General features: G+C 63.0%; 25 protein-coding genes. 19 read left to right on the top strand and 6 right to left on the bottom strand.

Annotated features, from left to right (window positions below; translation table 11 throughout):
• From ACZ5U1_RS14700 to ACZ5U1_RS14690, 3 genes are all read left to right on the top strand, one after another.
• Complete coding sequence (locus ACZ5U1_RS14700) at window positions 1-1,503, top strand: ATPase domain-containing protein (RefSeq protein ID WP_464780643.1); 1,503 nt, start codon at window positions 1-3, stop codon at window positions 1,501-1,503.
• Window positions 1,496-3,589, top strand: coding sequence for a hybrid sensor histidine kinase/response regulator (locus tag ACZ5U1_RS14695; RefSeq protein ID WP_464780642.1), 2,094 nt, complete (start codon window positions 1,496-1,498; stop codon window positions 3,587-3,589). The genes ACZ5U1_RS14700 and ACZ5U1_RS14695 overlap by 8 nt, the downstream gene beginning before the upstream one ends.
• A 138-nt stretch (window positions 3,590-3,727) precedes the next feature.
• Complete coding sequence (locus ACZ5U1_RS14690; RefSeq protein ID WP_464780641.1) at window positions 3,728-4,525, top strand: universal stress protein; 798 nt, start codon at window positions 3,728-3,730, stop codon at window positions 4,523-4,525.
• A 43-nt stretch (window positions 4,526-4,568) separates the two neighbouring features.
• On the opposite strand, the gene ACZ5U1_RS14685 is transcribed toward ACZ5U1_RS14690, so the two are convergent.
• Together ACZ5U1_RS14685 and ACZ5U1_RS14680 are read right to left on the bottom strand one after the other, a co-directional pair.
• A complete protein-coding gene (locus tag ACZ5U1_RS14685) occupies window positions 4,569-5,816 on the bottom strand; it encodes an MgtC/SapB family protein (RefSeq protein ID WP_464780640.1) in 1,248 nt (415 codons plus the stop codon).
• 54 nt (window positions 5,817-5,870) lie between these two features.
• A complete protein-coding gene (locus tag ACZ5U1_RS14680; RefSeq protein WP_464780639.1) occupies window positions 5,871-6,743 on the bottom strand; it encodes an MBL fold metallo-hydrolase in 873 nt (290 codons plus the stop codon).
• Window positions 6,744-6,809: 66 nt separating this feature from the next.
• On the opposite strand from ACZ5U1_RS14680, the gene ACZ5U1_RS14675 reads away from it, so the two are divergent.
• The 3 genes from ACZ5U1_RS14675 to ACZ5U1_RS14665 are packed head-to-tail and all read left to right on the top strand — an operon-like array spanning window position 6,810 to window position 8,440.
• Window positions 6,810-7,127, top strand: a complete 318-nt coding sequence (locus ACZ5U1_RS14675; RefSeq protein WP_464780638.1) for an ArsR/SmtB family transcription factor — start codon at window positions 6,810-6,812, stop codon at window positions 7,125-7,127.
• Between the two features lie 4 nt (window positions 7,128-7,131).
• A complete protein-coding gene (locus ACZ5U1_RS14670) occupies window positions 7,132-7,653 on the top strand; it encodes a rhodanese-like domain-containing protein (protein WP_464780637.1) in 522 nt (173 codons plus the stop codon).
• A gap of 7 nt (window positions 7,654-7,660) precedes the next feature.
• Window positions 7,661-8,440 carry a sulfite exporter TauE/SafE family protein gene (locus ACZ5U1_RS14665; protein ID WP_464780636.1) on the top strand — a complete coding sequence of 260 codons (780 nt, stop codon included), beginning with the start codon at window positions 7,661-7,663 and terminating at the stop codon, window positions 8,438-8,440.
• A gap of 273 nt (window positions 8,441-8,713) precedes the next feature.
• On the opposite strand, the gene hemN is transcribed toward ACZ5U1_RS14665, so the two are convergent.
• Window positions 8,714-10,021 carry an oxygen-independent coproporphyrinogen III oxidase gene (gene hemN, locus ACZ5U1_RS14660; protein ID WP_464780635.1) on the bottom strand — a complete coding sequence of 436 codons (1,308 nt, stop codon included), beginning with the start codon at window positions 10,019-10,021 and terminating at the stop codon, window positions 8,714-8,716.
• Between the two features lie 133 nt (window positions 10,022-10,154).
• On the opposite strand from hemN, the gene ACZ5U1_RS14655 reads away from it, so the two are divergent.
• A complete protein-coding gene (locus ACZ5U1_RS14655; RefSeq protein ID WP_464780634.1) occupies window positions 10,155-10,817 on the top strand; it encodes an OmpW/AlkL family protein in 663 nt (220 codons plus the stop codon).
• Window positions 10,818-10,819: 2 nt separating this feature from the next.
• On the opposite strand, the gene ACZ5U1_RS14650 is transcribed toward ACZ5U1_RS14655, so the two are convergent.
• Window positions 10,820-11,182 carry a hypothetical protein gene (locus ACZ5U1_RS14650; protein ID WP_464780633.1) on the bottom strand — a complete coding sequence of 121 codons (363 nt, stop codon included), beginning with the start codon at window positions 11,180-11,182 and terminating at the stop codon, window positions 10,820-10,822.
• A gap of 118 nt (window positions 11,183-11,300) precedes the next feature.
• Between ACZ5U1_RS14650 and ACZ5U1_RS14645 the strand changes: the two genes are divergently transcribed.
• The 12 genes from ACZ5U1_RS14645 to ccoS all read left to right on the top strand — a co-directional run bounded on the left by ACZ5U1_RS14645 (window position 11,301) and on the right by ccoS (window position 22,832).
• On the top strand, window positions 11,301-12,116 hold the full coding sequence (locus ACZ5U1_RS14645; protein ID WP_464780632.1) for a universal stress protein: 816 nt from the start codon (window positions 11,301-11,303) through the stop codon (window positions 12,114-12,116).
• A 20-nt stretch (window positions 12,117-12,136) separates the two neighbouring features.
• Window positions 12,137-13,285 carry a sensor histidine kinase gene (locus ACZ5U1_RS14640; protein ID WP_464780631.1) on the top strand — a complete coding sequence of 383 codons (1,149 nt, stop codon included), beginning with the start codon at window positions 12,137-12,139 and terminating at the stop codon, window positions 13,283-13,285.
• A 3-nt stretch (window positions 13,286-13,288) separates the two neighbouring features.
• Window positions 13,289-13,900: a response regulator FixJ gene (gene fixJ / locus ACZ5U1_RS14635; RefSeq protein WP_464780630.1), complete on the top strand. Its 612-nt coding sequence runs from the start codon at window positions 13,289-13,291 to the stop codon at window positions 13,898-13,900.
• Between the two features lie 111 nt (window positions 13,901-14,011).
• Window positions 14,012-14,776, top strand: a complete 765-nt coding sequence (locus tag ACZ5U1_RS14630; protein WP_464780629.1) for a Crp/Fnr family transcriptional regulator — start codon at window positions 14,012-14,014, stop codon at window positions 14,774-14,776.
• A gap of 273 nt (window positions 14,777-15,049) precedes the next feature.
• Window positions 15,050-16,708, top strand: a complete 1,659-nt coding sequence (gene ccoN / locus ACZ5U1_RS14625) for a cytochrome-c oxidase, cbb3-type subunit I (protein WP_464780628.1) — start codon at window positions 15,050-15,052, stop codon at window positions 16,706-16,708.
• Window positions 16,709-16,720: 12 nt separating this feature from the next.
• On the top strand, window positions 16,721-17,467 hold the full coding sequence (ccoO, locus tag ACZ5U1_RS14620) for a cytochrome-c oxidase, cbb3-type subunit II (protein ID WP_464780627.1): 747 nt from the start codon (window positions 16,721-16,723) through the stop codon (window positions 17,465-17,467).
• The gene (locus ACZ5U1_RS14615) at window positions 17,464-17,634 is read left to right on the top strand and encodes a cbb3-type cytochrome c oxidase subunit 3 (protein WP_464780626.1); all 171 of its coding nucleotides are present in this window, start codon (window positions 17,464-17,466) and stop codon (window positions 17,632-17,634) included. Before ccoO ends, ACZ5U1_RS14615 begins: the two co-directional genes overlap by 4 nt.
• A complete protein-coding gene (gene ccoP / locus ACZ5U1_RS14610; protein ID WP_464780625.1) occupies window positions 17,627-18,550 on the top strand; it encodes a cytochrome-c oxidase, cbb3-type subunit III in 924 nt (307 codons plus the stop codon). The genes ACZ5U1_RS14615 and ccoP overlap by 8 nt, the downstream gene beginning before the upstream one ends.
• 120 nt (window positions 18,551-18,670) lie before the next feature.
• On the top strand, window positions 18,671-20,101 hold the full coding sequence (gene ccoG, locus ACZ5U1_RS14605; protein WP_464780624.1) for a cytochrome c oxidase accessory protein CcoG: 1,431 nt from the start codon (window positions 18,671-18,673) through the stop codon (window positions 20,099-20,101).
• A gap of 3 nt (window positions 20,102-20,104) precedes the next feature.
• The gene (locus ACZ5U1_RS14600; RefSeq protein WP_464780623.1) at window positions 20,105-20,563 is read left to right on the top strand and encodes a FixH family protein; all 459 of its coding nucleotides are present in this window, start codon (window positions 20,105-20,107) and stop codon (window positions 20,561-20,563) included.
• Complete coding sequence (locus tag ACZ5U1_RS14595; protein WP_464780622.1) at window positions 20,563-22,695, top strand: heavy metal translocating P-type ATPase; 2,133 nt, start codon at window positions 20,563-20,565, stop codon at window positions 22,693-22,695. Before ACZ5U1_RS14600 ends, ACZ5U1_RS14595 begins: the two co-directional genes overlap by 1 nt.
• Window positions 22,692-22,832, top strand: a complete 141-nt coding sequence (gene ccoS / locus ACZ5U1_RS14590) for a cbb3-type cytochrome oxidase assembly protein CcoS (protein ID WP_464780621.1) — start codon at window positions 22,692-22,694, stop codon at window positions 22,830-22,832. The genes ACZ5U1_RS14595 and ccoS overlap by 4 nt, the downstream gene beginning before the upstream one ends.
• Before the next feature lie 197 nt (window positions 22,833-23,029).
• On the opposite strand, the gene ACZ5U1_RS14585 is transcribed toward ccoS, so the two are convergent.
• Together ACZ5U1_RS14585 and ACZ5U1_RS14580 are read right to left on the bottom strand one after the other, a co-directional pair.
• Window positions 23,030-23,176 (bottom strand): hypothetical protein, encoded by a 147-nt coding sequence (locus ACZ5U1_RS14585; RefSeq protein WP_464780620.1) that lies wholly within the window; start codon window positions 23,174-23,176, stop codon window positions 23,030-23,032.
• A 112-nt stretch (window positions 23,177-23,288) separates the two neighbouring features.
• A protein-coding gene (locus tag ACZ5U1_RS14580) for an IS5 family transposase (RefSeq protein ID WP_464777745.1) occupies window positions 23,289-24,049 on the bottom strand; the annotation gives its coding sequence in 2 pieces (ribosomal slippage) (window positions 23,289-23,716 and window positions 23,716-24,049; 762 coding nt in all).
• Between the last annotated feature and the right edge of the window lie 50 nt (window positions 24,050-24,099).

Raw genomic sequence — 24,099 nt, 5'->3', positions numbered from 1 at the left:
ATGACAGGAATTTTTGATCGCGTTTCGACGGGCAATTCCGGGCTCGATCTGGTGTTGGGCGGAGGCCTGCCTGCCCAGAGGCTGTATCTCCTTGAAGGTGCTCCAGGATCAGGAAAGACGACGCTCGCGCTGCAATTCCTGCTCGAAGGCGTGGCGGCGGGCGAGCCGGTCCTCTACGTGACGCTGTCGGAAACCAGCGAGGAGTTATCGGTCGTCGCTGCCTCGCACGGCTGGGATTTGAACAACGTCAACCTCTTCGAATTGGCTTCTGCCGATTCAGTGCTGGGCATAGGACGGGACCAATCGATCCTGCACAGCTGGGAAATGGAACTGGGCGGCACCATCGAACTGATCCGGGAGGAGGTGCAACGGCTGAAACCCCGTCGCATCGTGTTCGACAGCCTGTCCGAATTGCGGCTTCTGGCGCAGGACCCGCTCCGCTACCGGCGCCAGCTGCTGTTCCTCAAACAGTTTTTCGCGCAGATCGACACCACGGTTCTGCTGGTGGACGACCTGACCGGCGGCGCGGGTATCCGCGACAATCACCTGCATAGTCTCTGCCATGGAGTGATAACGCTGGAACGGCTGACGCTCGATTTCGGCGCGGCGCGGCGGCGCATGCAAATTCAGAAGATGCGCGGCGTCGATTTCGTCGCCGGTTATCACGACATGATCATCCGCAAGGGCGGCATCGACATATTCCCCCGCCTCATCGCGTCCGACCATCATGCGCCGTTCGTTGGTGAACCGGTGCCCAGCAAGATTCCGGAGCTTGACGCCATCCTCGATGGCGGTCCCCAACGCGGCACGAGCACGCTCATCACGGGGCCTGCGGGCGCAGGCAAGACAACGCTGGCCCTGCAATATGTCATCGCCGCCTGTGAACGCGGCGAAAATGCGGTGATCTACGAATTTGATGAGCGGATCGGCACGCTCATTACCCGAGCGCGATTGTTCGGAACGGATCTACAGGCTTTGATGGACGACGGCCGCCTTGTCATCCGCCAGATCGATCCGGCAGAGGTAGCGCCCGGCGAATTCGCCGCCATGGTCCGGCAGGAGGTGGAGGAGCGTGATTCACGCATCATCCTGATCGACAGCCTCAACGGCTATCTGGCGGCCATGCCCCAGGAACAGCAGCTGATCCTGCAATTGCACGAACTTCTATCCTACCTCAGCCACCGGGGCGTTGTGACCTTGCTTGTCAATCCACAGCAGGGTTTCTTCGGGTCGATGCGAACCGACGAACTGAATGTGTCCTACATAGCGGACATCGTCATCCTTATGCGCTTTTTCGAGGCGGATGGACGCATCCGCAAGGCGCTGTCGGTCGTCAAGCACCGCAGCGGCGCGCATGAGGATTCCATCCGCGAATTCAGGATCGACGCCCATGGCGTTCGCGTCGGTGCCCCGCTCTCTGATTTCAGGGGCGTGCTGACCGGGACGCCGGAATATCTGGGAGCGTCTTCACCACTGATGGAGGACCGCGACGGCCGTGCATAAGGCCGCCGCATCTTCAACCCTCCGGGTCATCGTCAGCGCACCCTATGGCAGCGACGCGGACAGCGTGACGCGGCTGCTGCGGGGGGAGGGGCATCGGGTCCAAATCTGCCCCAGCTTGACCGAGGTGGCAGAAGCGATCGACGAGCAGACGGGCGTCGCGCTGGTCACGGAAGAAGCGTTGTTCACCGACCTTGGCCCCTTGCACCGCGCGCTGGAGGCGCAGCCCGCATGGTCGGACATTCCCTTCATACTGCTCGCCGGACGGCAGGCAGGCCGTTTTGCTTCCAGCGAGGCCATAAGGCGCCGATTGCCCGATAACGCCCTCAGCGTGATCCTGCTGGAACGGCCGGTCAGCGGGGAATCGCTGATCAGCGCTGTCGCGTCGGGTATAAGGGCTCGGCAGAAGCAGTTGTTAATCCGCGACCAGTTTGCCGCCATCGATGCAGAACGCAGTCGCCTCAACACGCTGCTCGAAAACCTCCCGGTCGGTGTCGCCTTCATCAACGCCGACGGCAGCACGCTGCTTTCCAACCCCGCATTCCGCCGTTTCCTGCCAAGCGGAGAAATCCCCGCCCGGTTGCCCGACGCGGAGGACCGTTGGGAAGGCTATGAAGAGGATGGCAGCCGTATCACGCGGGATCGCTTCGTGACGATGCGCGCTCTGAAGGGCGAGCAGGTGCGGGGGATCGAGTTTCTGCATCACCCGACAGAAGGTCCTCCGGTCTGGACCCGGGTAAGCGGCGTGCCATTGCTCGACCCCGGCAGCGCACGGGTCACAGGCTCGATTTCAGTGATCGTCGACATAGACGAGCAGAAGCGGAGCCAGCAGGCGCTTGCCGAAGCCGCTCAGCGACTGGAGCAGGAGGTCGACGCCCGCACCCGCGAATTGCGGGAGGCGCTGCTGCGACTGGAAGCTGAGGCGGAAGAACGCGCCCGGGCCGAGGAAGCGTTGCGCCAGGCGCAGAAGATGGAGGCGGTCGGTCAATTGACTGGCGGGATCGCGCATGACTTCAACAATATGCTTACCGGCATCATTGGAGCCATCGACATTCTGAAGCGCCGGATTTCCAGTGGCCGACTGGACGATCTTGATCGTTTCATGGATGCCGCCAGCACATCGGCACAGCGCGCGGCGGCGCTGACTTCCCGCTTGCTCGCCTTTTCTCGTCGGCAGTCGCTCGACAGCCGTCCCACCGACGTCTGCAAGCTCATTCATTCGCTGGAGGACCTGCTTCGCCGCACCATGAATGAATCGATCGAGGTGGAAATCCTTTCCTCCTCCCCGTTGCCGACGGCGCTGGTGGACGCCAATCAGCTGGAAAGCGCGATCATCAACCTTGCGATCAATGCCCGCGACGCGATGCCTGATGGCGGCCGCCTGACGCTGTCATGCGAAGAGGTGGAGCTGGACGCGGAGTGCTGCGCGCGCAATCCGGGCATTGCGACGGGCCGCTATATCATGATCGGGGTGTCCGACACCGGAGTCGGCATCGATGGCGATACGCTGGACAAGGTGTTCGATCCCTTCTTTACCACCAAGCCGATCGGGCAGGGCACGGGCTTGGGCCTGTCGATGGTCTATGGCTTTGCCAAGCAGTCGAATGGCCTGGTGCGCATCAACTCGACGGTGGGCGAAGGAACGGTGGTCAGGATATTCCTGCCGGTCGCGGAACAACAGGTTGAAGCCGAATCCGTCGAACATGCCGCCATTCACCATGGTGACGGCCAGTCGGTGCTACTGGTCGAGGATGACGACTCCGTGCGGCTCCTCGTGCGCGATGTGCTTGAGGAACTGGGCTACAAGGCGACCGAGGCCGCCGATGGACAGCAGGCGGTGCGCATATTGGAGTCCGGGCGGCGTTTCGACCTCATGATCTCGGATGTTGGCTTGCCGGGAATGAACGGGCGGCAATTGGCGGAAATCGCGCGAGCGCATTTGCCCGACCTGCCCATTCTGTTCGTCACGGGCTATGCGGAAGGGGCAGCCGTGCGGGGCGGCTTCCTGTCCAACAACATGCAGATGATCACCAAGCCATTCCAGATCGAAATGCTCTCCGCCCGCATTCGTGAAATGCTGGAAAGCTGACGGGAAGCTAACCTGTTACTCTGCGGAGCGATCCGTTTGCGACTAATGAGCGACCTTTTCCACCGCTTCTAAGTATGTTTCCTCATACCTGCTATAGATGACGCGCCTTAACCTGATGCCTTTGTCGTGGAGGCGGTTATGAAGAATATTCTTCTCCTGGTACATGATGATGAGGGTCAGGAAGCTCGACTGCAAGCAGCACTGGATTTGACCCGTGCCCTCGGCGGCCATCTTCAATGCATCGATGTCACGCCATTTCCGGTCATTGCTGGCGATCTTTATGCAGGTTTTGGCGAAACGGCTGTCCTGCTTGATGAGCGCCAGAGCGAAGCCCGGAACAAGACAAAGATCAACGCCCGCCTCGCCAAAGAGGATGTGAGTTGGGACTGGGTCGACATCACAGGAGAGATAGCAAGCTGCCTTCTGAAGGAGGCTGCACTCGCGGACATCGTCGTTCTCAACCGGCAATTGGACAGTTATCCCCTTCCAGACATGCGGACGATCGTCGGTCAGGTGCTGATGCACGCCCGGGTTCCGGTGCTAGCCGTGCCACAAGAGGTCAATGGCTTCAGCATCAAACGGGCATTACTCGCTTGGGATGGCCATCCTTCATGTATCGCAACGATGCGAGCCTGCACGCCTTTGCTCGCGCTGGCGGAGGAAGTCGAAGTGCTGACCATAAACGACGGCTCGATTCAGGCTGAACCCGGTGACGCTGCCCGATATCTCTCGCGCCACAATGTGCACGCGAGTATCCGGGTTCTCAACGATCGCCTTCATCCCGCGGACGCGATAATCGAGGAAGAGGCCGACCAATGGCGGGCGGACTATATCATCATGGGCGCCTACGGCCGCGGAAGGATCATGGAAACATTCGGTGGCGTGACACGGCGTCTGCTTACCCGCAGTCAACGGCCTCTGATACTCGGCCATTGAGCTGATGCCAGCGCTCCATCCCATGTTGCGCGTGGCGTGAAACTCATCCGATCGCAATCCAGACGGCAAGGCTCGCCGCCGCCGCTGCAAGAGCGGCGAACAGCGGTATTGCAGCTCTCATGCCGCCGTGGCCCCAGCCGATGACCACCGTCATCACGCCTTTGGCCAGAGTGTTGGCCAGAACTGCGCCGCCCAGAACGAAGCCAGCGGTTTGATCGTCGATCGCATGTGGGGGGAGCCCCGCCATCGTCATCACGGCGGCATCGACGTCCGATATGCCGGTGAGGGTCAGGACGACCGCCATGCCTTCCTGCCCAAAATGTTCCAACGCCCAACGCGCGGCGAGCGACAATCCCGCGACAAGGGCAGCCAGCAGGAGCGCAGGGGTAAAGCCCAGGGGATTGGCGACGGCGGCTCCGTTGCCGCCTTTGCCGTGGGCACGCCATGCGGTCAGGGCGAAGGCGACGGCTACAAACGCTGCCGGAGCCATGGTCAGAGCCAGAGAGGGCAGCGCGCGGGGAACGAGAACGAGTGCCACCAGCTGCACCCTTATGAACATCACGATTGATGCCACCGCAATGCCCGCCGTCAATAATCCTCGGCCATCGGGTTCGTCGCGGAGCCGCCTGGCATAATCGGCGGTGACGGCGGTGGACGACACAATGGCCCCGGTAAGCGCGACCAGCAAAACGCCGCGATCGCGGCCGAAGCGCCTGGAGATTGCATAGCCGGCGAAGGATAGTCCCATCACGAAGACGACCACCATCCAGATCTTCCTAGGGTTCCAGGCGTCGTAAGGGCCATAGGAGGCATCTGGCAGTAGTGGCAGGATGACGAGAGACACCAGCAGGAAGCGGGACACACCTTCAATCTCGCTCTCATCCATTCCCCGGAGCAGAGCGTGCATCGATTGCCGTGAGCTCAATATCGCAAAGATCGCTGCACCTATGGCCAGGCCCAAAGCAGGCGAGATGCGCGTGGCGCAGAAACCCGCGCCAAAGGTCAGCAGGCCCGCCAATGTTGTGGTTGCGGACAGATGATCCTGATCGGCGCTTCGGCTGTAGCCAACCGTCAGCACAGCCGAGACGCCCAGGCCCAGGGCAGCGGCGACCATATCGGGGGCAAGGCCGCCGAGTCCCCCAAGCAACCCGATCAGCCCGAAGGTGCGAAAGCCCGCAACCCTGCGCCCTTGGCCGAAGTTCCGCTGTGTCCAGCCGCGCTCCATCCCTACAAGCAGGCCCACTGCGATCGACGCGATCAGGGACAGATAAGGGTGAGCGATATTGAACATAGTCGCAGCTAACCTAAGCGCATCGGAGCAGATCGCGATAGGTATAAGTCGCAATCAAACCGTCTTCATCTTCACCGGAATTTTGAGATAGCGAACGCCGTTGCTTTCGGCTTCGGGGAAACGTCCTGCGCGGATATTGACCTGAATCGAAGGCAATAGCAGCCGAGGCACGGGCAGCGTCGCATCACGGGCTTCGCGCATGGAGACGAAACTGTCTTCATCCACTCCGTCATGGATATGGACGCTTGCGCGCCGTTCTTCACCTACTGTCGTTTCCCAACGATAGTCATCGCGGCCGGGCGCCTTATAGTCGTGACACAGAAACAGGCGGGTTTCATCGGGCAAGCTCAGCAGCCGGCGGATGGAACGGTAAAGAATGCGAGCGTCGCCACCGGGGAAATCCGCCCGCGCCGTGCCATAATCAGGCATGAACAATGTATCGCCGACAAAGGCCGCGTCGCCGACCAGATAAGCGATGTCCGCACGTGTATGCCCCGGAACATGCATGACGGTGAAGCGCAGCATGCCCACTGAAAACTGCTCGCCATCTCGAAACAACCGGTCGAAATCGGAACCATCGATTTGCATGTCGTTGAATCCGAAGACGGGACGGAAGATTTTCTGTACGTCGCAAATATGCTCACCAATGCCGATCGGCGCACCAGTCTTGCCCTTGATAAAGGGTGCTGCGGACAGATGATCGGCATGGGCGTGCGTCTCCAGCACCATAGTGATCCGCCAACCCTGCTTTTCAGCAAAGGCCAGCATCTGCTCGGCTGAGCGCGTATCAACCTCCCCGCTGGCAATGTCGAAATCCATCACCGGATCGATGACCGCCGCCTCCCGGGTTTCGGGGTCAGCGACCAGATAGCTCACCGTATAGGTCACCTCGTCGAAAAAGGCTTCGATCAGGGGCTTTGTGTCCATGTCGTCCTCCATTGCTCCTTGACAATATATTACATGTCTCTAAATTAGCAATATCTAATGGAGTACATGATGATCCGTCCGTTGATGAACCTCGCCACCTTCGAAAAGAAGGCGGGCGAAGTCTCGAACCTGTTGAAAGCGATGGGCAACGCCCGGCGCCTGATGGTGCTGTGCAAGCTGGTCGAACATGGCGAAATGACCGTGGGCGACCTCGCGCAAGAGGTAGGTTTGTCGCAATCCGCCTTGTCGCAGCATCTCGCCAGGATGCGGGACGAAGGGCTGGTCGCTTTTCGACGGGAGAGCCAGACGCTCTGGTATCGCATCGCCGATGCGCGGACGGAACAGTTGCTCGCCAGTCTCTACACCATCTTCTGCAAGGAATGATCCGATGCCGATCACAACCGTTACCCCGCACGACGCGGACAAAGCCGTGGCCAAGGGCGCCACGCTCGTCGATATCCGTGGACCGGACGAACATGCCCGCGAGAATATCCCGGGGGCGATCCATGTCCCGCTCGATCGTCTGGCGGAACTGCCACAGGTGGCCGGGCCAATCATCTTTCACTGCAAGTCAGGCATGCGAACGCAAGCCAATGAGGCAGCCTTGCAGGCGGCGGCGGGCTTCGCGCCCTGCCATATACTTCAGGGCGGTCTGGACGGCTGGCGCGCAGCGGGACTGCCGACGCGCCTTGACCGGGCACAGCCGTTGGAGATCATGCGGCAGGTGCAACTGGTGGCCGGTGGCCTCGTGCTGCTGGGCGTCCTGCTCGGCTTCCTCGTCGCTCCTGCCTTTTTTGGCCTGTCGGCCTTCGTCGGCGCGGGGTTGATGATGGCAGGGGCGACCGGCTGGTGCGGCATGGCGAAGCTGTTGCAGGCGATGCCATGGAATCGCCGTTCTCTCGGCGCGTAGGCCGATCATGTCTCCGGCCATGATCGTCGCGGCTCTGGCTTCGGGCGGCCTGATCGGCACCGTGTTGGGTCTGGTCGGGGGCGGCGGCTCGATCCTTGCCGTGCCGCTGCTGGTCTATGTGGTGGGCGTGGGGTCTGCTCATGCCGCCATCGGGACGGCAGCGGTCGCCGTGGCCGCCAATGCGGCTTTCAGCCTGATCGGCCATGCCCGCGCCGGTATGGTGAAATGGCCATGCGCCCTTGTTTTCGCGGGAGCTGGCGTCACTGGCGCGGCGATCGGCGCGGAAATCGGTAAGGCTGTAGACGGCCAACGATTGCTGATGCTGTTTGGCTTGCTGATGATCGGCGTGGGGCTTTCCATGCTACGGACGAAGCGCACCACTGAGGCGCCTGATGTACGACTGTCGCGAGCAACCGCTGGTCGATTGTTGCCGCGCCTCGTTCCGATCGGCCTTGGAGTGGGATTGGCCGCTGGCTTTTTCGGGATCGGCGGCGGCTTCCTGATCGTGCCGGGGCTGATGATGGCGACTGCCATGCCGCTTAAAAATGCAGTGGGAACGTCGCTCGTCGTCGTTACCGCGCTGGGCCTCACCACTGCGGCCTCCTATGCGCTGTCGGGTTTTGTCGATTGGTCACTCGTGGGAGTATTGATTGCGGGCGGTGTCGGCGGGGCGGCTATAGGTATTGCTCTCGGCCGAAAAATGGCGGCGCGCAAAGGGCTGCTGGAACGGCTGTTCGCCGTCACGGTGATCGCCGTGGGCGCATATGTCGCGCTGCGCGGCGTCTGAGTTCCCTTTCATCGCGGTCGAACGTCGGTTCTGCTGGCTCGGATCATGCTCTAAGGGAAGCAAGACCCATCTGCTCTGGCTTGATCGCGCTTGCGTCCGCACATCAGGAAGTGGCAGCCCATTTTCTCGTCCGAGGGTAACGTGGGCTTGTGTCGGCCTGGAGGTATCCAACCGAGAGGGGCTGGGCCGCAGAAATAGGCCGAACGCGCCGCAAAGTGGGGCACCTGTCCGGCCGAGAGGCTGGCAAAGGCGAGGCTTGCCAGCGCCAGCGCACTAAACCGCATGGCTGAACCGCTTTTCCGCTGGTTGCAGATAGCTGTCGAATGCGGCGGCTATGCTGCGGGCGTAGGGGAGCGCGCCGGGGGTCAGTTGCACTCGGCCTTCGCTCAATCGCAATAGGCCAAGTCGCTCGAAGCGCGACAGGTCGGGCTGGGGCAGGGCAGTACCCACATGCGCTTCGCCCCGGCAGAGGATCGCCTCGATGATCCGGCCGCGCCGCCGGTCATCGCCGGTGCGCAGCGTGCCCCGGGTGGCGGAAAGTTCGCCGCGCTCTACGCGTTCGCGCCAAGGTCCGGCCTGCTTCTCATTCTGGATGATGAGGTCCGGGAATTGGCTGATCGCACTGGCGCCCAGACCCAGGAGGATATCAGCGGGATCATCGGTAAAGCCCTGGAAGTTGCGGCGCAGCCGTCCGTCACGCGCTGCTATTGCCAGGCCGTCCTGCGGCAGGGCGAAATGGTCGAAGCCGATCGCCGCATAACCAGCGGCAGTGAGCATTCCGTAGCCTTGTGCGGCCATGTCGAAGCGCGTGGCGAGATCGGGCAGATTGCTCCCGTCGATGCGGCGCTGGCGAGGCAGTAGCTGCGGCATATGGGCATAGCCGAACAGGGCGACACGGGCGGGTTGCATCGCGATGCTTGCTTCCAAAGTCGCCGCAAGATCGTCGAGGCTTTGGCCGGGTAGGCCGTACATGAGGTCAAAACCGATCGCGATCCCGGCTGCGCGGAGTTGATCGACGGCTCGCTCCACCATGTCGAGCGGCTGAATGCGGCCAATCGCGGCCTGAACATGCGGGGTGAAGGTCTGTACGCCAAGGTTGACCCGGCTGACACCCATGGCCGCCATGGTGGAAATCCAGGTGGCGTCGAGGCGGCGGGGGTCGAGTTCGACGGAAATTTCGGCCTCGCGCGCATCGAAACAGATCAGCAACTGCTGAAGCAGGCGGACGAAATCGACGAGCGGCAGCGAATTGGGACTACCACCCCCGAAGGCGATCCGCGCGACACGTCCGCGTCCGCGCAAGCGCCCCGCGATGGAAGCCATCTCTCGTTCCAGCGCCTCCACATAAGCGGTCAGCCGCTGGGCGCGATTGGCCGCTCCTGTATTGCAGCCGCAATACCAGCATATGTCGTGGCAATAGGGGATATGGACATAGAGGGAGAGGGGGGCATCCGTTTTCACCCCGTCCAGCCGGGCTGCAAGGTCATCGGCGCCCACATCGGCGGTGAACTGCGCGGCGGTGGGGTAGCTGGTGTAGCGCGGCACCGGCTGGGCCAGCAGGTCGGGGTGATAGGTCCACATGCCACAGCGGATCGCATGGGGTGCCGCCCAGCGCATTGAGGCAGGTCAAATTGCCGGTTGCGCCGGATCAATGCTGGGCGTGCGGCACCGGGGCAAAGCCAAGTCACCGACAACAGGGATGGAGACTTTGGAAATGCACATCAAGACTATCTTACTTGGAGCGGCAGCTGGCTGCGCCGCCATGTCCGCACCCGCGCAGGCTGCGCAGGGCGACGTTCTGGTGCGGCTGCGCGCCATCATGGTTGCGCCCAATGAACGAAGCGGGAGCGTGCTGCCCGCCTTTCCTGGCGAAAAGGTGAAAGTCGATAACAGCGTGATGCCGGAGATCGACGTGACCTATATGGCGACTGACCATGTGGGCTTTGAACTGATCGCCGCCACGACCAAACATAGTGCCAGCGGGCGCACTGGAACGACAGGGACGATAGGCCGTCTCACATCCACCTGGGTGCTGCCACCCACGCTGACGGCGCAATATCATTTCCTGCCGGAAGCCAAGATTCGGCCCTATGTCGGGGCGGGGGTCAACTACACGCTCTTCTACAATGAAAAGGCGTCGAACGCGCTGGAGGGCGCGGTGGGCGCGACCAGCGTGCACATGTCGGACAGCTTCGGATGGGCGGCGCAGGCCGGGGTTGATGTCGATTTGACGGACCGGGTCTTCCTGAACCTGGATGTCAAATATATCGATATCGATACGACGGCCCGGCTCTCGACCACGGCGGCGGGCGTGCAGAAGGTTCGCGTGCAACTCGATCCGCTGGTCTTTGGCGCGGGTGTGGGCGTAAAGTTCTGAACCTATGCTGCGGCGAGCGCCTTCACCACGAAGGGCAGGCGCTCGCCATCCCGCTCCGTCAGCGTCAGATAGCTGCCGGGCTGAATTGCATGCGCGTTCAGGCGGAAGAGTTGCTCGTCATCCTCCTCACCCGGCTCATAGGATAGCGCCCAGCCGTTGGAGGTCCGTAGCAGCCAGCCATGGCGGTCGGGTTCATTCGGCCAGAAGCGCCGGACGGTGGCGAGTTCGGGTTTATGCCGATATTCCTGCTCGTCGATCAGGCCGTCCTGACCCAGCGGCAGGCGCATGACATAGCTGCGAGCTGCTGATCCGTTTGGAAAAGCGGGCGTGCGTGCGAGTTCGAGGCGTATCGTTGTCCATGTCATACCACCCAGATCGGGATTTCAGTGCCGAAAGGATATAAGGACTATCCCGGATGGCGGCGGAGACCGTCAGATCTTAGCCAGAAAGGACAAGTTACGGTTCCTCCGCAGGAGATGTGAGATGAAATCGGTTCTGCTTCATATCCATGATGATCGGGGTGCCGAAAGCCGCCTGCAAGCAGCGTGCGACATTGCTCGCGCGACGGGGGCGCACATTCGTTGTGCTCAGGTGACGCAAATGCCCGACATGGTGGCTGCAGACATGTATGGCGGCGCGGCGCTGGCGCCTTCCATCATCAATGAACTGCGTGAAATCGACGAGCGAATCAAGGCGCGCACCGAGGAAAGGCTTCGCGCGGAAGGTGTGAGTTGGGATTGGCGGCAGATCGATGGCGATATCCTTCATGGCCTACTGGCCGCCTCGGCATTGACCGATGTCATCGTCGTGACCCTGCCCGAAGGGCCGCGCAGGGTACTCACCGATCCACAGCCGATCGCCGCCGAACTGGCCCTGTCAGGGCCGGTGCCGGTGATGGCCGTCCCGCAATCGGCGAAATCACTGATGGTAGCGGGGCGGGCGCTGGTCGCCTGGGATGGATCGCAGGAAGCATCGGCGGCGCTGCGGGGCGCGGTGCCGCTGCTGAAGCTCGCGCAGGATGTGCACATCGTGACTGTTGAGGAAGCGAACAAAAATGCCTTCCCAGCGACTGATGCTCCCGAATATCTTGCCCGCCATGGGATCAAAGCGGAAGTCCATAGCTGGCCGCGTGAAGGGAAGTCGGTGGAGGATTCGCTGATGGCGGCGGTCGATGTGCTGAAACCGGACTGGATGGTGATGGGCGCCTATGGGCACAGCCGCCTGCGCCAGGTGATATTCGGTGGCGTGACCCGTACCGTGCTGCGCGAGGGACGCGTGCCCGTCTTGCTGGCGCACTGAAGACAGGGCATTGTGGCCAGATGGCGGTTGCGGACGACAATGATATAGAAGGCTTGAGCGAGCGCGAGCATAGCCTGGAGCAGGCGCTGCTGGGATCGATCTTGGCGACGGTGCCCGATGCGCTGATCGTGATCGACATGGCCGGGCGGATCGTGTCCTTTAGCGCGGCGGCGCAGCGCATGTTCCAATATGCCGAAAGCGATGTGCTGGGCGAGAATATCTCGATGCTGATGCCGTCGCCGGATCGAGAGCGGCATGACGGCTATATCAGCCATTATCTCGACACCGGCGAAAAGCGGATCATTGGCATCGGCCGCCTGACCAGCGCGCGGCGGCGCGACGGATCGACCTTTCCGATCGAACTGTCGGTGGGAGAGGTGTATGATCAGGGGCAGCGGCTATTTACCGGCTTCATCCGTGACCTGACCGAGCGGCAACAGGCCGAACGGCGCGTGGCGGACCTTCAGGCGGAACTGTCCCACGCCAGCCGGGTGACGGCGATGGGAACGCTGGCGTCCGCGCTGGCGCATGAGTTGAACCAGCCGTTGACGGCGATCGCCAACTATCTGGAGGCCGGGCGCGACCTGCTGGACGCCGACGGGCCGGTGGACCGCGAGATGCTGCGCGAGGCGATGGACGAAAGTGCGCGGCAGGCGTTGCGCGCGGGGGAGATCATCCGGTCGCTGCGCGAGTTCATCAAGCGCGGCGAGACGATGCGCCAGCCGGAATCGCTGCGGGAACTGCTGGCCGAAGGGGCGGCGCTCGCGTTCATCGGCATGGACAGCCGGGGCATCGACATGGACATCAGCGTCGATCGGCGGGTGGACAGGGTGCTGGTCAACCGCGTGCAGTTGCAGCAGGTGATCATCAACCTCATCAAAAATGCGATGGAGGCGATGGCGAGCAGCCCCGCACGTATCCTGCGCCTGTCCGCCGCACCGGCCGACGACGGGCGCGTCGAAGTGATTGTCGCGGACAGCGGAGCGGGCCTGGACCCCGACATGTCGCGCACGCTCTTCATGCCCTTCACGACCAGCAAGCCGTCCGGCATGGGCGTGGGCCTGTCGATCAGCCAGACCATCGTCGAAGGCCATGGCGGGCGCATCTGGGCACAGCCGTCACAATGGGGCGGCACGGCCTTTCACTTCACCCTGGACCGCGCGGATTAAGGCATGAGCGAACCCTTCCCCATCTATGTCGTCGATGATGACGAAGCGATCCGCCGGTCTCTGTCCTTCCTGCTGAAGACCAGCGGCTATGCGGTGCGCCTGTTCGAGGGCGGGACGGCTTTTCTGAAGGATGCGGCGGGGCTGGAGCCGGGATGCGTGCTGCTGGACGTGCGGATGCCGGACATCGATGGGCTGGAGGTGCAGCGGGAGTTGCGCGCGCGTGGCGTCATGCTGCCCGTGGTGATCATGACCGGCCATGGCGATATCGACATGGCGGTGGCCGCGATGAAGGCGGGCGCGAGCGACTTCATCGAAAAGCCGTTCGAGAAGGCGGCGCTGCTTGGATGTGTCGAGGCGGCGCGGCGGGTGGCGATTGCCGATCGCGGTGCGGGCGCGCGGGCGGAGGATGCGCGGGCGCGGCTCAATGTGCTGACCGACCGGGAGCGCGATGTGCTGGATGGGCTGGTCGAAGGGCTGCCCAACAAGACGATCGCCTTTGATCTCGGCATCAGCCCACGCACGGTGGAGATCCATCGCGCCAACCTGATGCAGAAGCTGGAGGTGAAGAGTTTGGCCGAGGCGCTGCGCATCGCGTTTCATGCGGGGGTGGGGTAAATTCCCCTCTCCCCGGCCCTCTCCCCTGAAGGAGAGAGGGAGAATGCCTCCCCAAGCCGCTAGGGAGATTTACGGATAGGTCTGAAACCCGCATGGCGGCATGCAGCGGGAATGGATATGCAATTTGATCTGGCGCAAAAGGCGCCCGGCGGTGCCGAAATGGCGGTGATGACCCCGGCTGCCGGAGGCTGTAGTGCAGGATATTGCGATCGGTGCGAGGTGCGCAATCAGGCGATCTGCGCCGATCTGGACCCGCAGGAGCGCGCCGCGCTCAACCGGATCGGGCGGCGGGTGACGTTGCAGGCCGGGCAGACGGTGATGTGGGAGGGCGATGACAGCATGGTTGTCGCCAATGTGATCGAAGGCACGCTGAAGCTCGCCACATCGACAGGCGACGGGCGCGAGCAGATTGTCGGCGTGGTCTATGCGTCAGACTTCATTGGGCGGCCCTTTGGCGCGCGGACGCCGCATAGCGTGACGGCGCTGACCGATGCGCGGCTGTGCCTTTACCCGCGCGGCGCTTTCGACGGCTTTGCGCGCGAGCATGCGCAGCTGGAGCACCGGCTGCTCCAGAGGACGCTGGACGACCTTGATCGGACGCGAGCCTGGATGCTCCTGCTGGGGCGAAAGAATGCGCGAGAGAAGGTCGCGTCTTTCCTGCTGGACATGAGCAGGCGGCTGCGCGCGGACCCCGACGGCGTGATTGACCTACCTCTGTCGCGCCAGCAGATCGCGGATATATTGGGGCTAACCATAGAAACCGTATCGCGTCAGATCAGCGACATGAAGCGGCTGGGCGTGATCGCGCTGGCCGGACGGCGGGGCGTGCGGATCTGCGATGCCGATCGGCTGGAGAGCATGGCCGAGGGAGCGTGAAGGCGAGCTTCCATTTCCGGGACTTCCCCTCCCGTAAACGGGAGGGGTTAGGGGTGGGCGCGAGCGAAGCGAGCTTCTGGCCTTTGTAAATCTGCATTGATGTTGCGTTGGCCCACCCCCCAGCCCCCTCCCGCCTGCGGGAGGGGAGTGTGGCGACAATCTGCCTAAGGACATTCCCCTACATACCCGCCGCGCCGCCTTTGCCAGAGGTCAGGGCATAGGGGCGGCGACCGGACGAGGGGCGTCGCAATAGACCTTTCGCGGGGGGATCCGATGGATCAACTATTATTGAAATCGGGCGGCTGGTTCGCGCTGGCGGTGGTTGCCTTGATGGCGGCGCTGATGGCGGTGGACAGCGGCTTTGCCGTCCATATGGCCATAGCCTGCGCGGCGGCGCTGCTGATGGTGGTGGTGACGATCGGCGGGGCCGATTATGCCGGCATCGCGCGCGGCCTACTGAAGATGCCGACCGATCAGGGGAAATATGATGACGATCCGATCCGCTGGGGCGTGATCGCGACCGTCTTCTGGGGACTGGCGGGGTTCCTGGCGGGGCTCTACATCGCCTTGCAGCTCGCCTTTCCTGCGCTGAACCTTGGCATTGAATATACGAGCTTCGGGCGCTTGCGGCCGCTGCATACGTCGGCGGTGATCTTTGCATTCGGCGGCAATGCGCTGATCGCGACGAGCTTTTATGTCGTGCAGCGCACTTGCAGGGCGCGGCTCGCCTTTCCCTCGCTCGCACGGTTCGTGTTCTGGGGCTATCAGCTGTTCATCGTGCTGGCCGCGACCGGCTATGTCATGGGCATCACCGAGGCTCGTGAATATGCCGAGCCGGAATGGTATGTCGATATCTGGCTGACGATCGTCTGGGTCGCCTATCTGGTCGTCTTCGGCGGCACCATCCTGCGCCGCAGCGAACCGCACATCTACGTCGCGAACTGGTTTTACCTGAGCTTCATCCTGACGATCGCGATGTTGCACATCGTCAACAACCTGTCGGTGCCGGTCAGCCTGCTCGGTTCCAAGAGCTACAGCGCTTTCGCGGGCGTGCAGGATGCACTGACCCAATGGTGGTACGGGCATAACGCGGTCGGTTTCTTCCTGACCGCCGGTTTCCTCGCCATGATGTATTATTTCGTGCCCAAGCAGGCGGAGCGTCCGGTCTATAGCTATCGGTTGTCGATCATCCACTTCTGGTCGCTGATCTTCCTCTATATCTGGGCGGGTCCGCATCATCTTCATTACACCGCGCTGCCGGACTGGGCGCAGACTTTGGGCATGGTCTTTTCGGTCATGCTCTGGATGCCGAGCTGGGGCGGGATGATCAATGGCCTCATGACGCTGAACGGCGCATGGGACCGCATCCGCACCGACCCGATCATCCGCATGATGGTGATGGCGCTGGCCTTCTACGGCATGAGCACCTTTGAAGGACCGATGATGTCGGTGAAGGCGGTCAACAGCCTGAGCCACTATACCGACTGGACGATCGGCCATGTGCATAGTGGTGCATTGGGCTGGAATGGGCTCATCACCTTCGCCTGCCTCTATTATCTGACGCCAAGACTGTGGAAGCGCGAGCGGCTCTATTCGCTACGGCTGGTGAACTGGCACTTCTGGCTCGCGACGCTTGGCATCGTTCTGTACGCCGCGTCGATGTGGGTGGCGGGCATCATGCAGGGGCTGATGTGGCGCGAATATGGCAGCGACGGCTATCTCGTCTACGCCTTCTCCGAAGTCGTGAGCGCCATGTTCCCCATGTATGTGATCCGGGCTGCCGGGGGCCTTATGTACCTCGCCGGGGCGATCATCATGGCCTGGAATATCGGCAAGACCATCGCGGGCAGCCCGCTGCGTGCGGAGAAGCCGATGAGCGATGCGGCCTATGATCCGGCGGCGGACCGGCCGCTTGTCGCCCAGCCTGCTTAAGGACGCCAAGACATGACTAGCAAAACCAAGGGTAAGTTCTGGGACCATGGCAAGCTGGAGCGCAACGTCTCCCTGCTGGGTATCGCGTCGCTGATCGTAGTTGCCATCGGCGGCATCGTGGAAATCGCGCCGCTCTTCTGGATCGACAACACGATCGAGAAGGTGGAGGGCATGCGGCCCTACACGCCGCTGGAGCTGGCGGGACGGAATATCTACATCCGCGAGGGTTGCTATAACTGCCACAGCCAGATGATCCGGCCGTTCCGTGACGAGACGGAACGCTATGGCCATTACAGCCTCGCGGCGGAGAGCATGTACGACCATCCGTTCCAATGGGGATCGAAGCGCACCGGCCCCGACCTGGCGCGCGTTGGCGGCAAGTATTCCGACGAATGGCATGTCCAGCATCTGAAGGACCCGCGGGCGGTCGTGCCGGAATCGATCATGCCGGGCTATGCGTTTCTCGCCGAGCGTGAACTGAAGGCGGGGGATATGGGCAAGGACCTGACCGCGCTGTCCAATGTCGGCGTGCCTTACAGCAAGGATGCCATCGCCAAGGCCAATGACGACCTGAAGGCGCAGGCCGATCCGGATGCGGACGCTGCGGACCTGATCAAGCGCTATCCCAAGGCGCAGGCGCGCGATTTCGACGGTGATCCGGGCAAGGTGACGGAGATGGATGCGCTGGTCGCCTATCTCCAGATGCTGGGCACGCTGGTCGATGTGGAAAGCGCCAGGCCGCAGGAGGTCGGACGATGAGCTACGACGCGTTGCGGCATTTCGCCGACAGCTGGGGGCTGGTCTTCATGGCGCTCACCTACGCGGTCCTGATCGGCTGGCATTTCCGGCCCAAGGGGCGCGAGCGTAGTGCAGAGGCCGCGCAAGCGATTTTCGAAACGGAGCATTCGGAGGCGGATCATGGCTGATGAAAAGCGGATCGACGCCGCCACGGGCACCGAGGTCAAGCATCATGAGTGGGACGGTATCCAGGAACTGGACACGCCGCTGCCGCGCTGGTGGCTGTGGACCTTCTATGCGACGATCCTGTTCGCGATCGGTTATGTGATCGCCTATCCCGCCCTGCCGATGATCAGCCGGGCGACAGAGGGCGTGCTTGGCTGGTCGAGCCGGGGGGCGCTCGACAAGGAACTGGCGGCGCGGGAAGCACAGATCGCGCCGGTGCGGCAGGCGATTGCCGACACCTCCATCGAAGTCCTGCCGACGCGGCCGCAATTGATGCAGGCTGCGGTCGAGGGCGGACGCGCGGCATTTCGCGTCCATTGCGTGCAGTGCCATGGATCGGGCGCGGCGGGATCGAAGGGCTATCCCAACCTGAATGATGATGACTGGCTGTGGGGTGGCGACCTGCCCGCGATCGAAAAGACGCTCACCGACGGCGTGCGCAATCCCGATCATGTGGCGACCCGGCAATCGCTTATGCCTGCTTTCGGCAAAGATCAGTTGCTCACCGCTGCGCAGGTCGATGATGTGGTTGCGCATGTGCGGGTGATCAGCGGGCAGGATCGGGCCAACGCCGCCTCCGCGCGCGGGGGCAAGATCTTCGCTGACAATTGCGCCGTCTGCCACGGGCCAGCGGGCAAGGGGAACAGGGAACTTGGTGCGCCGAACCTGACCGATGCGATCTGGCTTTATGGCGGTGATGCGGAAGCCATCCATGATGGCGTGTGGAACAGCCGCCATGGCGTGATGCCGCGCTGGGACGACAAGCTGGACAAGGCGACGATCCGGATGCTGGCGGCCTATGTCCACAGCCTTGGCGGGGGTGAGGCTGCGGCGGTGAAGGTTGCTGCCGCCAAGGTGCCGGGCGATGCGGGGCAATAACAACCGCGCCATCTTCATCACCCCGGACTTGATCCGGGGTCCCGCTGTTCTTTGCAACGGGCGCGACGAAGAAGCGGGATCCCGGATCAAGTCCGGGATGACGGGGGAAGGGAGGCGGACATGCTGATGTCGGACTCTCCCTCGCTCTATGAGAAGCGCAAGGGTGTTTATCCCAAGGCCGTGGACGGTTTTTACCGGCGCCTCAAATGGGCGATCATGGCGGTGACGCTTGCCATCTATTGGGGCACGCCTTGGCTGCGATGGGACCGGGGGCCTTATGCGCCGGACCAGGCGGTGCTGGTCGATCTGGCGCACCGCCGTTTCTACATGTTCTCGATCGAAATCTGGCCGCATGAATTTTATTATGTGGCGGGCCTGCTCATCATGGCGGGGATCGGCTTGTTCCTCGTTACCTCGGCGGTGGGGCGGGCGTGGTGTGGCTATGCCTGTCCGCAGACGGTGTGGACTGATCTATACCAGCATGTCGAACGCTTCATCGATGGCGACCGCAATGCGCAGATCAAGCTCGCCAAGGCGCCGTTGAGCGTGGGCAAGCTGGCCCGGCGGATCGCCAAATGGGCGGTGTGGCTGGCGATTGCATTCATTACCGGGGGCGCATGGATTTTCTACTTCGCCGACGCGCCGACTTTGCAGCAGCAATTTTGGAGCGGCACGGCTGCGCCGGTCGCCTATGGGACGGTGGGCGTGCTGACCGCGACCACCTTCATCCTGGGCGGCTTCATGCGCGAGCAGGTGTGCATCTACATGTGCCCATGGCCGCGCATCCAGACGGCGATGCTGGACGAAAAATCGCTGGTCGTCACCTATAAGGATTGGCGCGGGGAGCAGCGCGGCAGCCTGAAGAAGGCGCAGGCGCATCCCGGGGACTATGGCGATTGTATCGATTGCAATCAGTGCGTCGCGGTCTGCCCCACCGGCATCGACATTCGGGAAGGCCCGCAAATCGGCTGCATCACTTGCGCGCTGTGCATCGACGCCTGCGACAAGGTGATGGAGCAGGTCGGCCGTCCGCGCGGGCTGATCGACTATTGTACCGACGATGATGCCGAGGTGGAGAAGAAGGGCGCGGCGGCCAAGCCGGTGCTCAAGACGCTGCTGCGTCCGCGCACCATCGCCTATTTCACGGTCTGGGCGAGCATCGGCGCGGCGATGCTGTTCGCGCTGGGCGCGCGCACGCGGCTGGATATGAGCGCGCAGCAGGATCGCAACCCGATTTTCGTGCGCCTGTCGGACGGTGCGATCCGTAACGCCTATACGGTGAAGGTTCGGAACATGGAGACGCGACCACGCCCCATTGAGGTGAGCGTGACCGGCCTGCGCGACATGAAGATGTGGACCGAGACAGGATCGCGCGACGAGGCGACCAGCGCCATCCGCGTCATCGTACCCGCCGACAGCGTGGCCAAGCTGCGCCTGTTCCTGACTGTCCCCCCGGCAGGCCCGGCGCGGGAGGATTTCAGCTTCACCGTGCGCGCCATGGACCGTGAAGGCGGCGGCGACAGCGAACCAGCCCGATTTGAAAGGCCCTGACAGATGACCGACGTCCGCAACCGCGCCCGCGCATTCACAGGTTGGCATATGACGGCGATCCTCGTGGCGTTTTTCGCCGTGGTGATCGCGGTCAACATGCTGATGGCGACGATCGCCGTGCGCTCCTTTGGCGGGGCGGTGGTCGAGAACAGCTATGTCGCCAGCCAGAAGTTCAACGGCTGGCTGGCGCAGGCGCGCGCGCAGGAAAAGCTGGGCTGGCGCGACAGGGTGACGCTGGACGCCGCGCGTCATGTGCGGATGGAGTTGAACGTACGGGGTGCGCAGATGAGCGCGGTGGCGCAACATCCGCTTGGGCGCGCGCCCGATGTCATGTTGCGCCTGCATGAGGCTGCGCCGGGACTTTATGTGAGCGACCACGCGCTGCCCGCCGGTCGGTGGCAGTTACGTTTCGACATTCGCTATGCCGGTGGGGAAGAACATCTGCTGCGGGAGATCGACTGATGGCCAGCCAGCCTGCCCTGATCGAGGAAGCGCCGCTTGAGGCGAAGGAAAGCCTGTTCGCGGTGCCCGGAATTCATTGTGCGGGGTGCATCTCGAAGATCGAGAATGGCCTGCCGCTGACGCCCGGCATCCGCTCCGCGCGCGTCAATATGAGCGCGAAGCGGGTTGCGATCAGTCATGATCCCGCATTGACCCCGCCGGAGTTGAAGGCGGCGATCATCGCCTTGGGCTTCGAGGCAGAACCGCTGGCCGATCCGGGGCAGGACATTGCGGCGGCGGAGGGCAAGGCGCTGGTGCGCGCGCTTGCCGTGGCGGGCTTCGCGGCGATGAACATCATGCTGCTGTCGGTGTCGATCTGGTCGGGCGCGGAAGGCGCGACGCGGACGATGTTCCACTGGCTGTCGGCGCTGATCGCCTTGCCGACGGTTGCCTATGCGGGCCAGCCCTTCTTCCGTTCCGCTTGGGCTGCGTTGCGGCAGGGGCGGACGAACATGGATGTGCCGATCAGCATCGGCGTGCTGCTGACGACCGCCATGAGCCTGTTCGAAACCATCAGCGGCGGTGAACATGCCTGGTTCGACGGCGCGGTAATGCTGCTGTTCTTCCTGCTTGCGGGGCGCTGCCTCGACAGCATGATGCGGGGGCGGGCGCGGGCTGGCGTGGCGGCGTTGCTCAAGCAGACCGCGCCGGGTGCGCTGGTGCTGGACGCAGGCGGTCGCAGCCAGTGGACTGCGGCGAGCGCTTTGCGCCCTGGCATGCGCATGATCGTCGCGGCGGGCGAGAGGTTAGCCGCGGATGGCCGCGTGATCGAGGGTGAGAGCGGCATCGATCTCGCTTTCCTGACCGGCGAAAGCGCGCCGGTCCGCGTACGCGCTGGCGACATGGTTCAGGCCGGCGCGATGAACGTCGAAGGGCCGATCACGGTCGAGGTTACGGCGGCCGGGGCCGACACGGTGATCGCGGACATCGCCCGGCTGATGGAGGAGGCGGGGCAGGGGAAGTCCCGCTATGTCCAGATCGCTGACCGGGCCGCGCGCTATTATGCGCCCTGCGTCCATCTGCTCGCCGCGCTGTCCTTCGCGGGGTGGATGATCGCGGGCGCGGGCGTGCATCAGGCGCTGTTGATCGCGGTGGCCGTGCTGCTCATCACCTGTCCCTGCGCGCTCGGCCTTGCGGTCCCGGCGGCGCAGATCGTCGCATGCGGTGCGTTGATGCGGCGCGGTGTGCTGGTGAAGGACGGGTCGGCGCTGGAGCGGCTGGCGGAAGTGAGCGAGGGGCTGTTCGACAAGACTGGCACGCTGACGCTGGGCCGTCCGGTGCCGCAGGCGCTCGACCGGCTTGAATATGCGGATCAGTCGATCCTGCTGGCGCTGGCAAGGGTCTCTCGCCATCCGTTGAGCGACGCGCTGCGGCAGGCGCTGGAGGCTCGGCAAGTCGCTCCGGCGTCCCTCGACCAGATCCGTGAAATTCCGGGAGAGGGAATCTTCGCCGACCATGCTGGCGTGGCGGTGGCGCTGGCCCGGCCACGCAGCGTCGTCAGCCTGTTCGGCCTTGCGAGCGAATATCGGTTTGGGGAGCGGTCGGCGCTGCTGCATTTTTCCGACGCCCTGCGCCCGGATGCGGCCGAAACGCTGAGCGAGGCGCGCTCGATGGGTCTCAAGACGCTGATCGCCAGCGGGGATCGCCCCGAAGCTTTGGAAGAGATCGCCCGCGCGACCGGCACGACTGCGATCGGCCATCTGCGCCCGGCGGATAAGCTGGCGCTCGTCGGGCGGTTACAGGCGCGCGGCGAGAAGGTGTTGATGGTGGGCGACGGGCTGAATGACGGCCCGGCGCTGGCGGCAGGTCATGCCAGCATGGCTCCGGCCTCTGCCAGCGATGCGAGCCAGTTGACGGCCGATGCCGTTTTCCTGGGCGACAGGCTGGCGCCCGTGGCGCTGACCGTCCGCGCGGCGCGCCGCACGATCGCCGTGGTGAAGCAGAATTTCGCGCTCGCCATCGGCTATAATGTGCTGGCGGTGCCGCTGGCCGTGGCGGGCAAGGTCACGCCGCTCGTCGCCGCGATCGCCATGTCGACATCCTCGCTGATCGTGATCGCCAATGCCTTGCGCTTGAAGGGAGCCGCGAAATGACCGGCCTTGGACTGTTGATCCCGATCGCATTGTTCCTCGGGCTGCTCGGCCTCGCCGCCTTTTTCTGGGCGCTGCGGGATGGGCAGTTCGATGACAGCGAAGGCGCGGCGGCGCGGATATTGATCGACGAGGATTGAGGGCGCAACGCCATCAGGGCACGTCGCAAGTCAAATGATCTAACCCCCGTTCGGGCTGAGCTTGTCGAAGCCTTTTCCTTCCTCAACAAAGAAAAGCCCTTCGACAGGCTCAGGGCCAACGGGGTAAGGCAGTGCCCATATGAAAAGGAGCCCGATCCGAATGGATCGAGCCCCTTTTTTTCTGTCTCTAGCGAAGATCAGGAAATGACCATCGCTTCCGGATCAGGATTGCGCGTCCAGTTCCAGTATTCGGCGAGCTTGAACGGGCAGGACACATAGTTGCGGCCTTTGCTGTTCAAATAATAGCTTTTGGCCTTGGGGTGGGTCCAGACCATCTGCTTCATCTGCTCGTCGACCTTCTCGTTCCAGTCGAGATAGGCCTGTTCGGTCGGCTCGATCGCCTTGCCGCCAGCGGCCGCGATCTTGTCGAGCGCTTCGATGATGTAGGGTCAGGACTCATTGATTGAGCCAGAAGATGACGGTTGCAGCGATGCAGATGGCTGACATGAATGTGTGCGCACAGCGGTCGTAACGGGTGTGGATGCGACGCCAGTCCTTGAGCCTGCCGAACATGTTCTCGATCTTGTGACGCTGGCGATAGAGCACGGCATCGTGCGGGATCGGGACCTTTCGGTTCTTCTTTGACGGGATGCAGGCGGTGATGCTGCGTTCCGCGAGCGCGTTGCGGAACCAGTCGGCGTCGTAGCCTCGATCGCCGAGCAGGGCTTTGGCGCGGGGCAAGGCGTCGAGCATCAGGGCAGCGCCTTTGTAGTCGCTCATCTGCCCCTCGCTGAGCAGCATGACCAGCGGTCTGCCCTTTCCGTCGCAGACGGCGTGGAGCTTGGAATTCAGGCCGCCTTTGGTGCGTCCGATACGTCGGGGAACAGCCCCTTTTTGAGCAGACTGGCTGCGGTCCGGTGCGCCTTCAGATGCGTCGCATCGATCATCAGTTGGTCAGGCTGCCCGGCCTTCGCCGAGAGCGCTGCGAAAATCTTGTTGAACACGCCAAGTCGGCTCCACCGGATGAAGCGGTTGTAGATCGTCTTGGGAGGGCCATAGTCGGCAGGTGCATCGCGCCACCGCAGGCCGTTCCTGATAATGAAGATGATGCCGCTGATGATCCGACGGTCATCCACCCGGGGCACGCCGTGCGACAGCGGGAAATACGGCTCGATCCGGCGCATCTGCGCCTTCGAAAGCCAAATCAGATCACTCACGGCGACGCCTCCTCACGCCGCCATTGAATCAACCAATCCTCAGCACCGCA

The sequence above is a fragment of the Sphingobium sp. TomTYG72 genome (genome assembly GCF_055394715.1).
The sequence above is the reverse complement of the archived record's forward strand: the minus strand, read 5'-3'. Positions and strand labels throughout refer to the sequence as shown.

Excerpts from the sequence above, each read along its gene's own strand:
- ACZ5U1_RS14595 (WP_464780622.1), top strand. The coding sequence starts at position 20,563 with ATGGCCAGCCAGCCTGCCCTGATCGAGGAAGCGCCGCTTGAGGCGAAG.
- fixJ (WP_464780630.1), top strand. The coding sequence starts at position 13,289 with ATGAGCGAACCCTTCCCCATCTATGTCGTCGATGATGACGAAGCGATC.
- ACZ5U1_RS14680 (WP_464780639.1), bottom strand. The coding sequence starts at position 6,743 with ATGGACACAAAGCCCCTGATCGAAGCCTTTTTCGACGAGGTGACCTAT.
- ACZ5U1_RS14670 (WP_464780637.1), top strand. The coding sequence starts at position 7,132 with ATGCCGATCACAACCGTTACCCCGCACGACGCGGACAAAGCCGTGGCC.
- ccoN (WP_464780628.1), top strand. The coding sequence starts at position 15,050 with ATGGATCAACTATTATTGAAATCGGGCGGCTGGTTCGCGCTGGCGGTG.
- ACZ5U1_RS14655 (WP_464780634.1), top strand. The coding sequence starts at position 10,155 with ATGCACATCAAGACTATCTTACTTGGAGCGGCAGCTGGCTGCGCCGCC.
- ccoP (WP_464780625.1), top strand. The coding sequence starts at position 17,627 with ATGGCTGATGAAAAGCGGATCGACGCCGCCACGGGCACCGAGGTCAAG.
- ACZ5U1_RS14585 (WP_464780620.1), bottom strand. The coding sequence starts at position 23,176 with ATGAAGCAGATGGTCTGGACCCACCCCAAGGCCAAAAGCTATTATTTG.
- ACZ5U1_RS14700 (WP_464780643.1), top strand. The coding sequence starts at position 1 with ATGACAGGAATTTTTGATCGCGTTTCGACGGGCAATTCCGGGCTCGAT.
- ACZ5U1_RS14650 (WP_464780633.1), bottom strand. The coding sequence starts at position 11,182 with ATGACATGGACAACGATACGCCTCGAACTCGCACGCACGCCCGCTTTT.
- ACZ5U1_RS14615 (WP_464780626.1), top strand. The coding sequence starts at position 17,464 with ATGAGCTACGACGCGTTGCGGCATTTCGCCGACAGCTGGGGGCTGGTC.
- ccoS (WP_464780621.1), top strand. The coding sequence starts at position 22,692 with ATGACCGGCCTTGGACTGTTGATCCCGATCGCATTGTTCCTCGGGCTG.
- ACZ5U1_RS14675 (WP_464780638.1), top strand. The coding sequence starts at position 6,810 with ATGATGATCCGTCCGTTGATGAACCTCGCCACCTTCGAAAAGAAGGCG.
- ACZ5U1_RS14645 (WP_464780632.1), top strand. The coding sequence starts at position 11,301 with ATGAAATCGGTTCTGCTTCATATCCATGATGATCGGGGTGCCGAAAGC.
- ACZ5U1_RS14600 (WP_464780623.1), top strand. The coding sequence starts at position 20,105 with ATGACCGACGTCCGCAACCGCGCCCGCGCATTCACAGGTTGGCATATG.
- ACZ5U1_RS14690 (WP_464780641.1), top strand. The coding sequence starts at position 3,728 with ATGAAGAATATTCTTCTCCTGGTACATGATGATGAGGGTCAGGAAGCT.
- ccoO (WP_464780627.1), top strand. The coding sequence starts at position 16,721 with ATGACTAGCAAAACCAAGGGTAAGTTCTGGGACCATGGCAAGCTGGAG.
- ACZ5U1_RS14665 (WP_464780636.1), top strand. The coding sequence starts at position 7,661 with ATGTCTCCGGCCATGATCGTCGCGGCTCTGGCTTCGGGCGGCCTGATC.
- ACZ5U1_RS14630 (WP_464780629.1), top strand. The coding sequence starts at position 14,012 with ATGGATATGCAATTTGATCTGGCGCAAAAGGCGCCCGGCGGTGCCGAA.
- hemN (WP_464780635.1), bottom strand. The coding sequence starts at position 10,021 with ATGTGGACCTATCACCCCGACCTGCTGGCCCAGCCGGTGCCGCGCTAC.
- ccoG (WP_464780624.1), top strand. The coding sequence starts at position 18,671 with ATGCTGATGTCGGACTCTCCCTCGCTCTATGAGAAGCGCAAGGGTGTT.
- ACZ5U1_RS14640 (WP_464780631.1), top strand. The coding sequence starts at position 12,137 with ATGGCGGTTGCGGACGACAATGATATAGAAGGCTTGAGCGAGCGCGAG.
- ACZ5U1_RS14685 (WP_464780640.1), bottom strand. The coding sequence starts at position 5,816 with ATGTTCAATATCGCTCACCCTTATCTGTCCCTGATCGCGTCGATCGCA.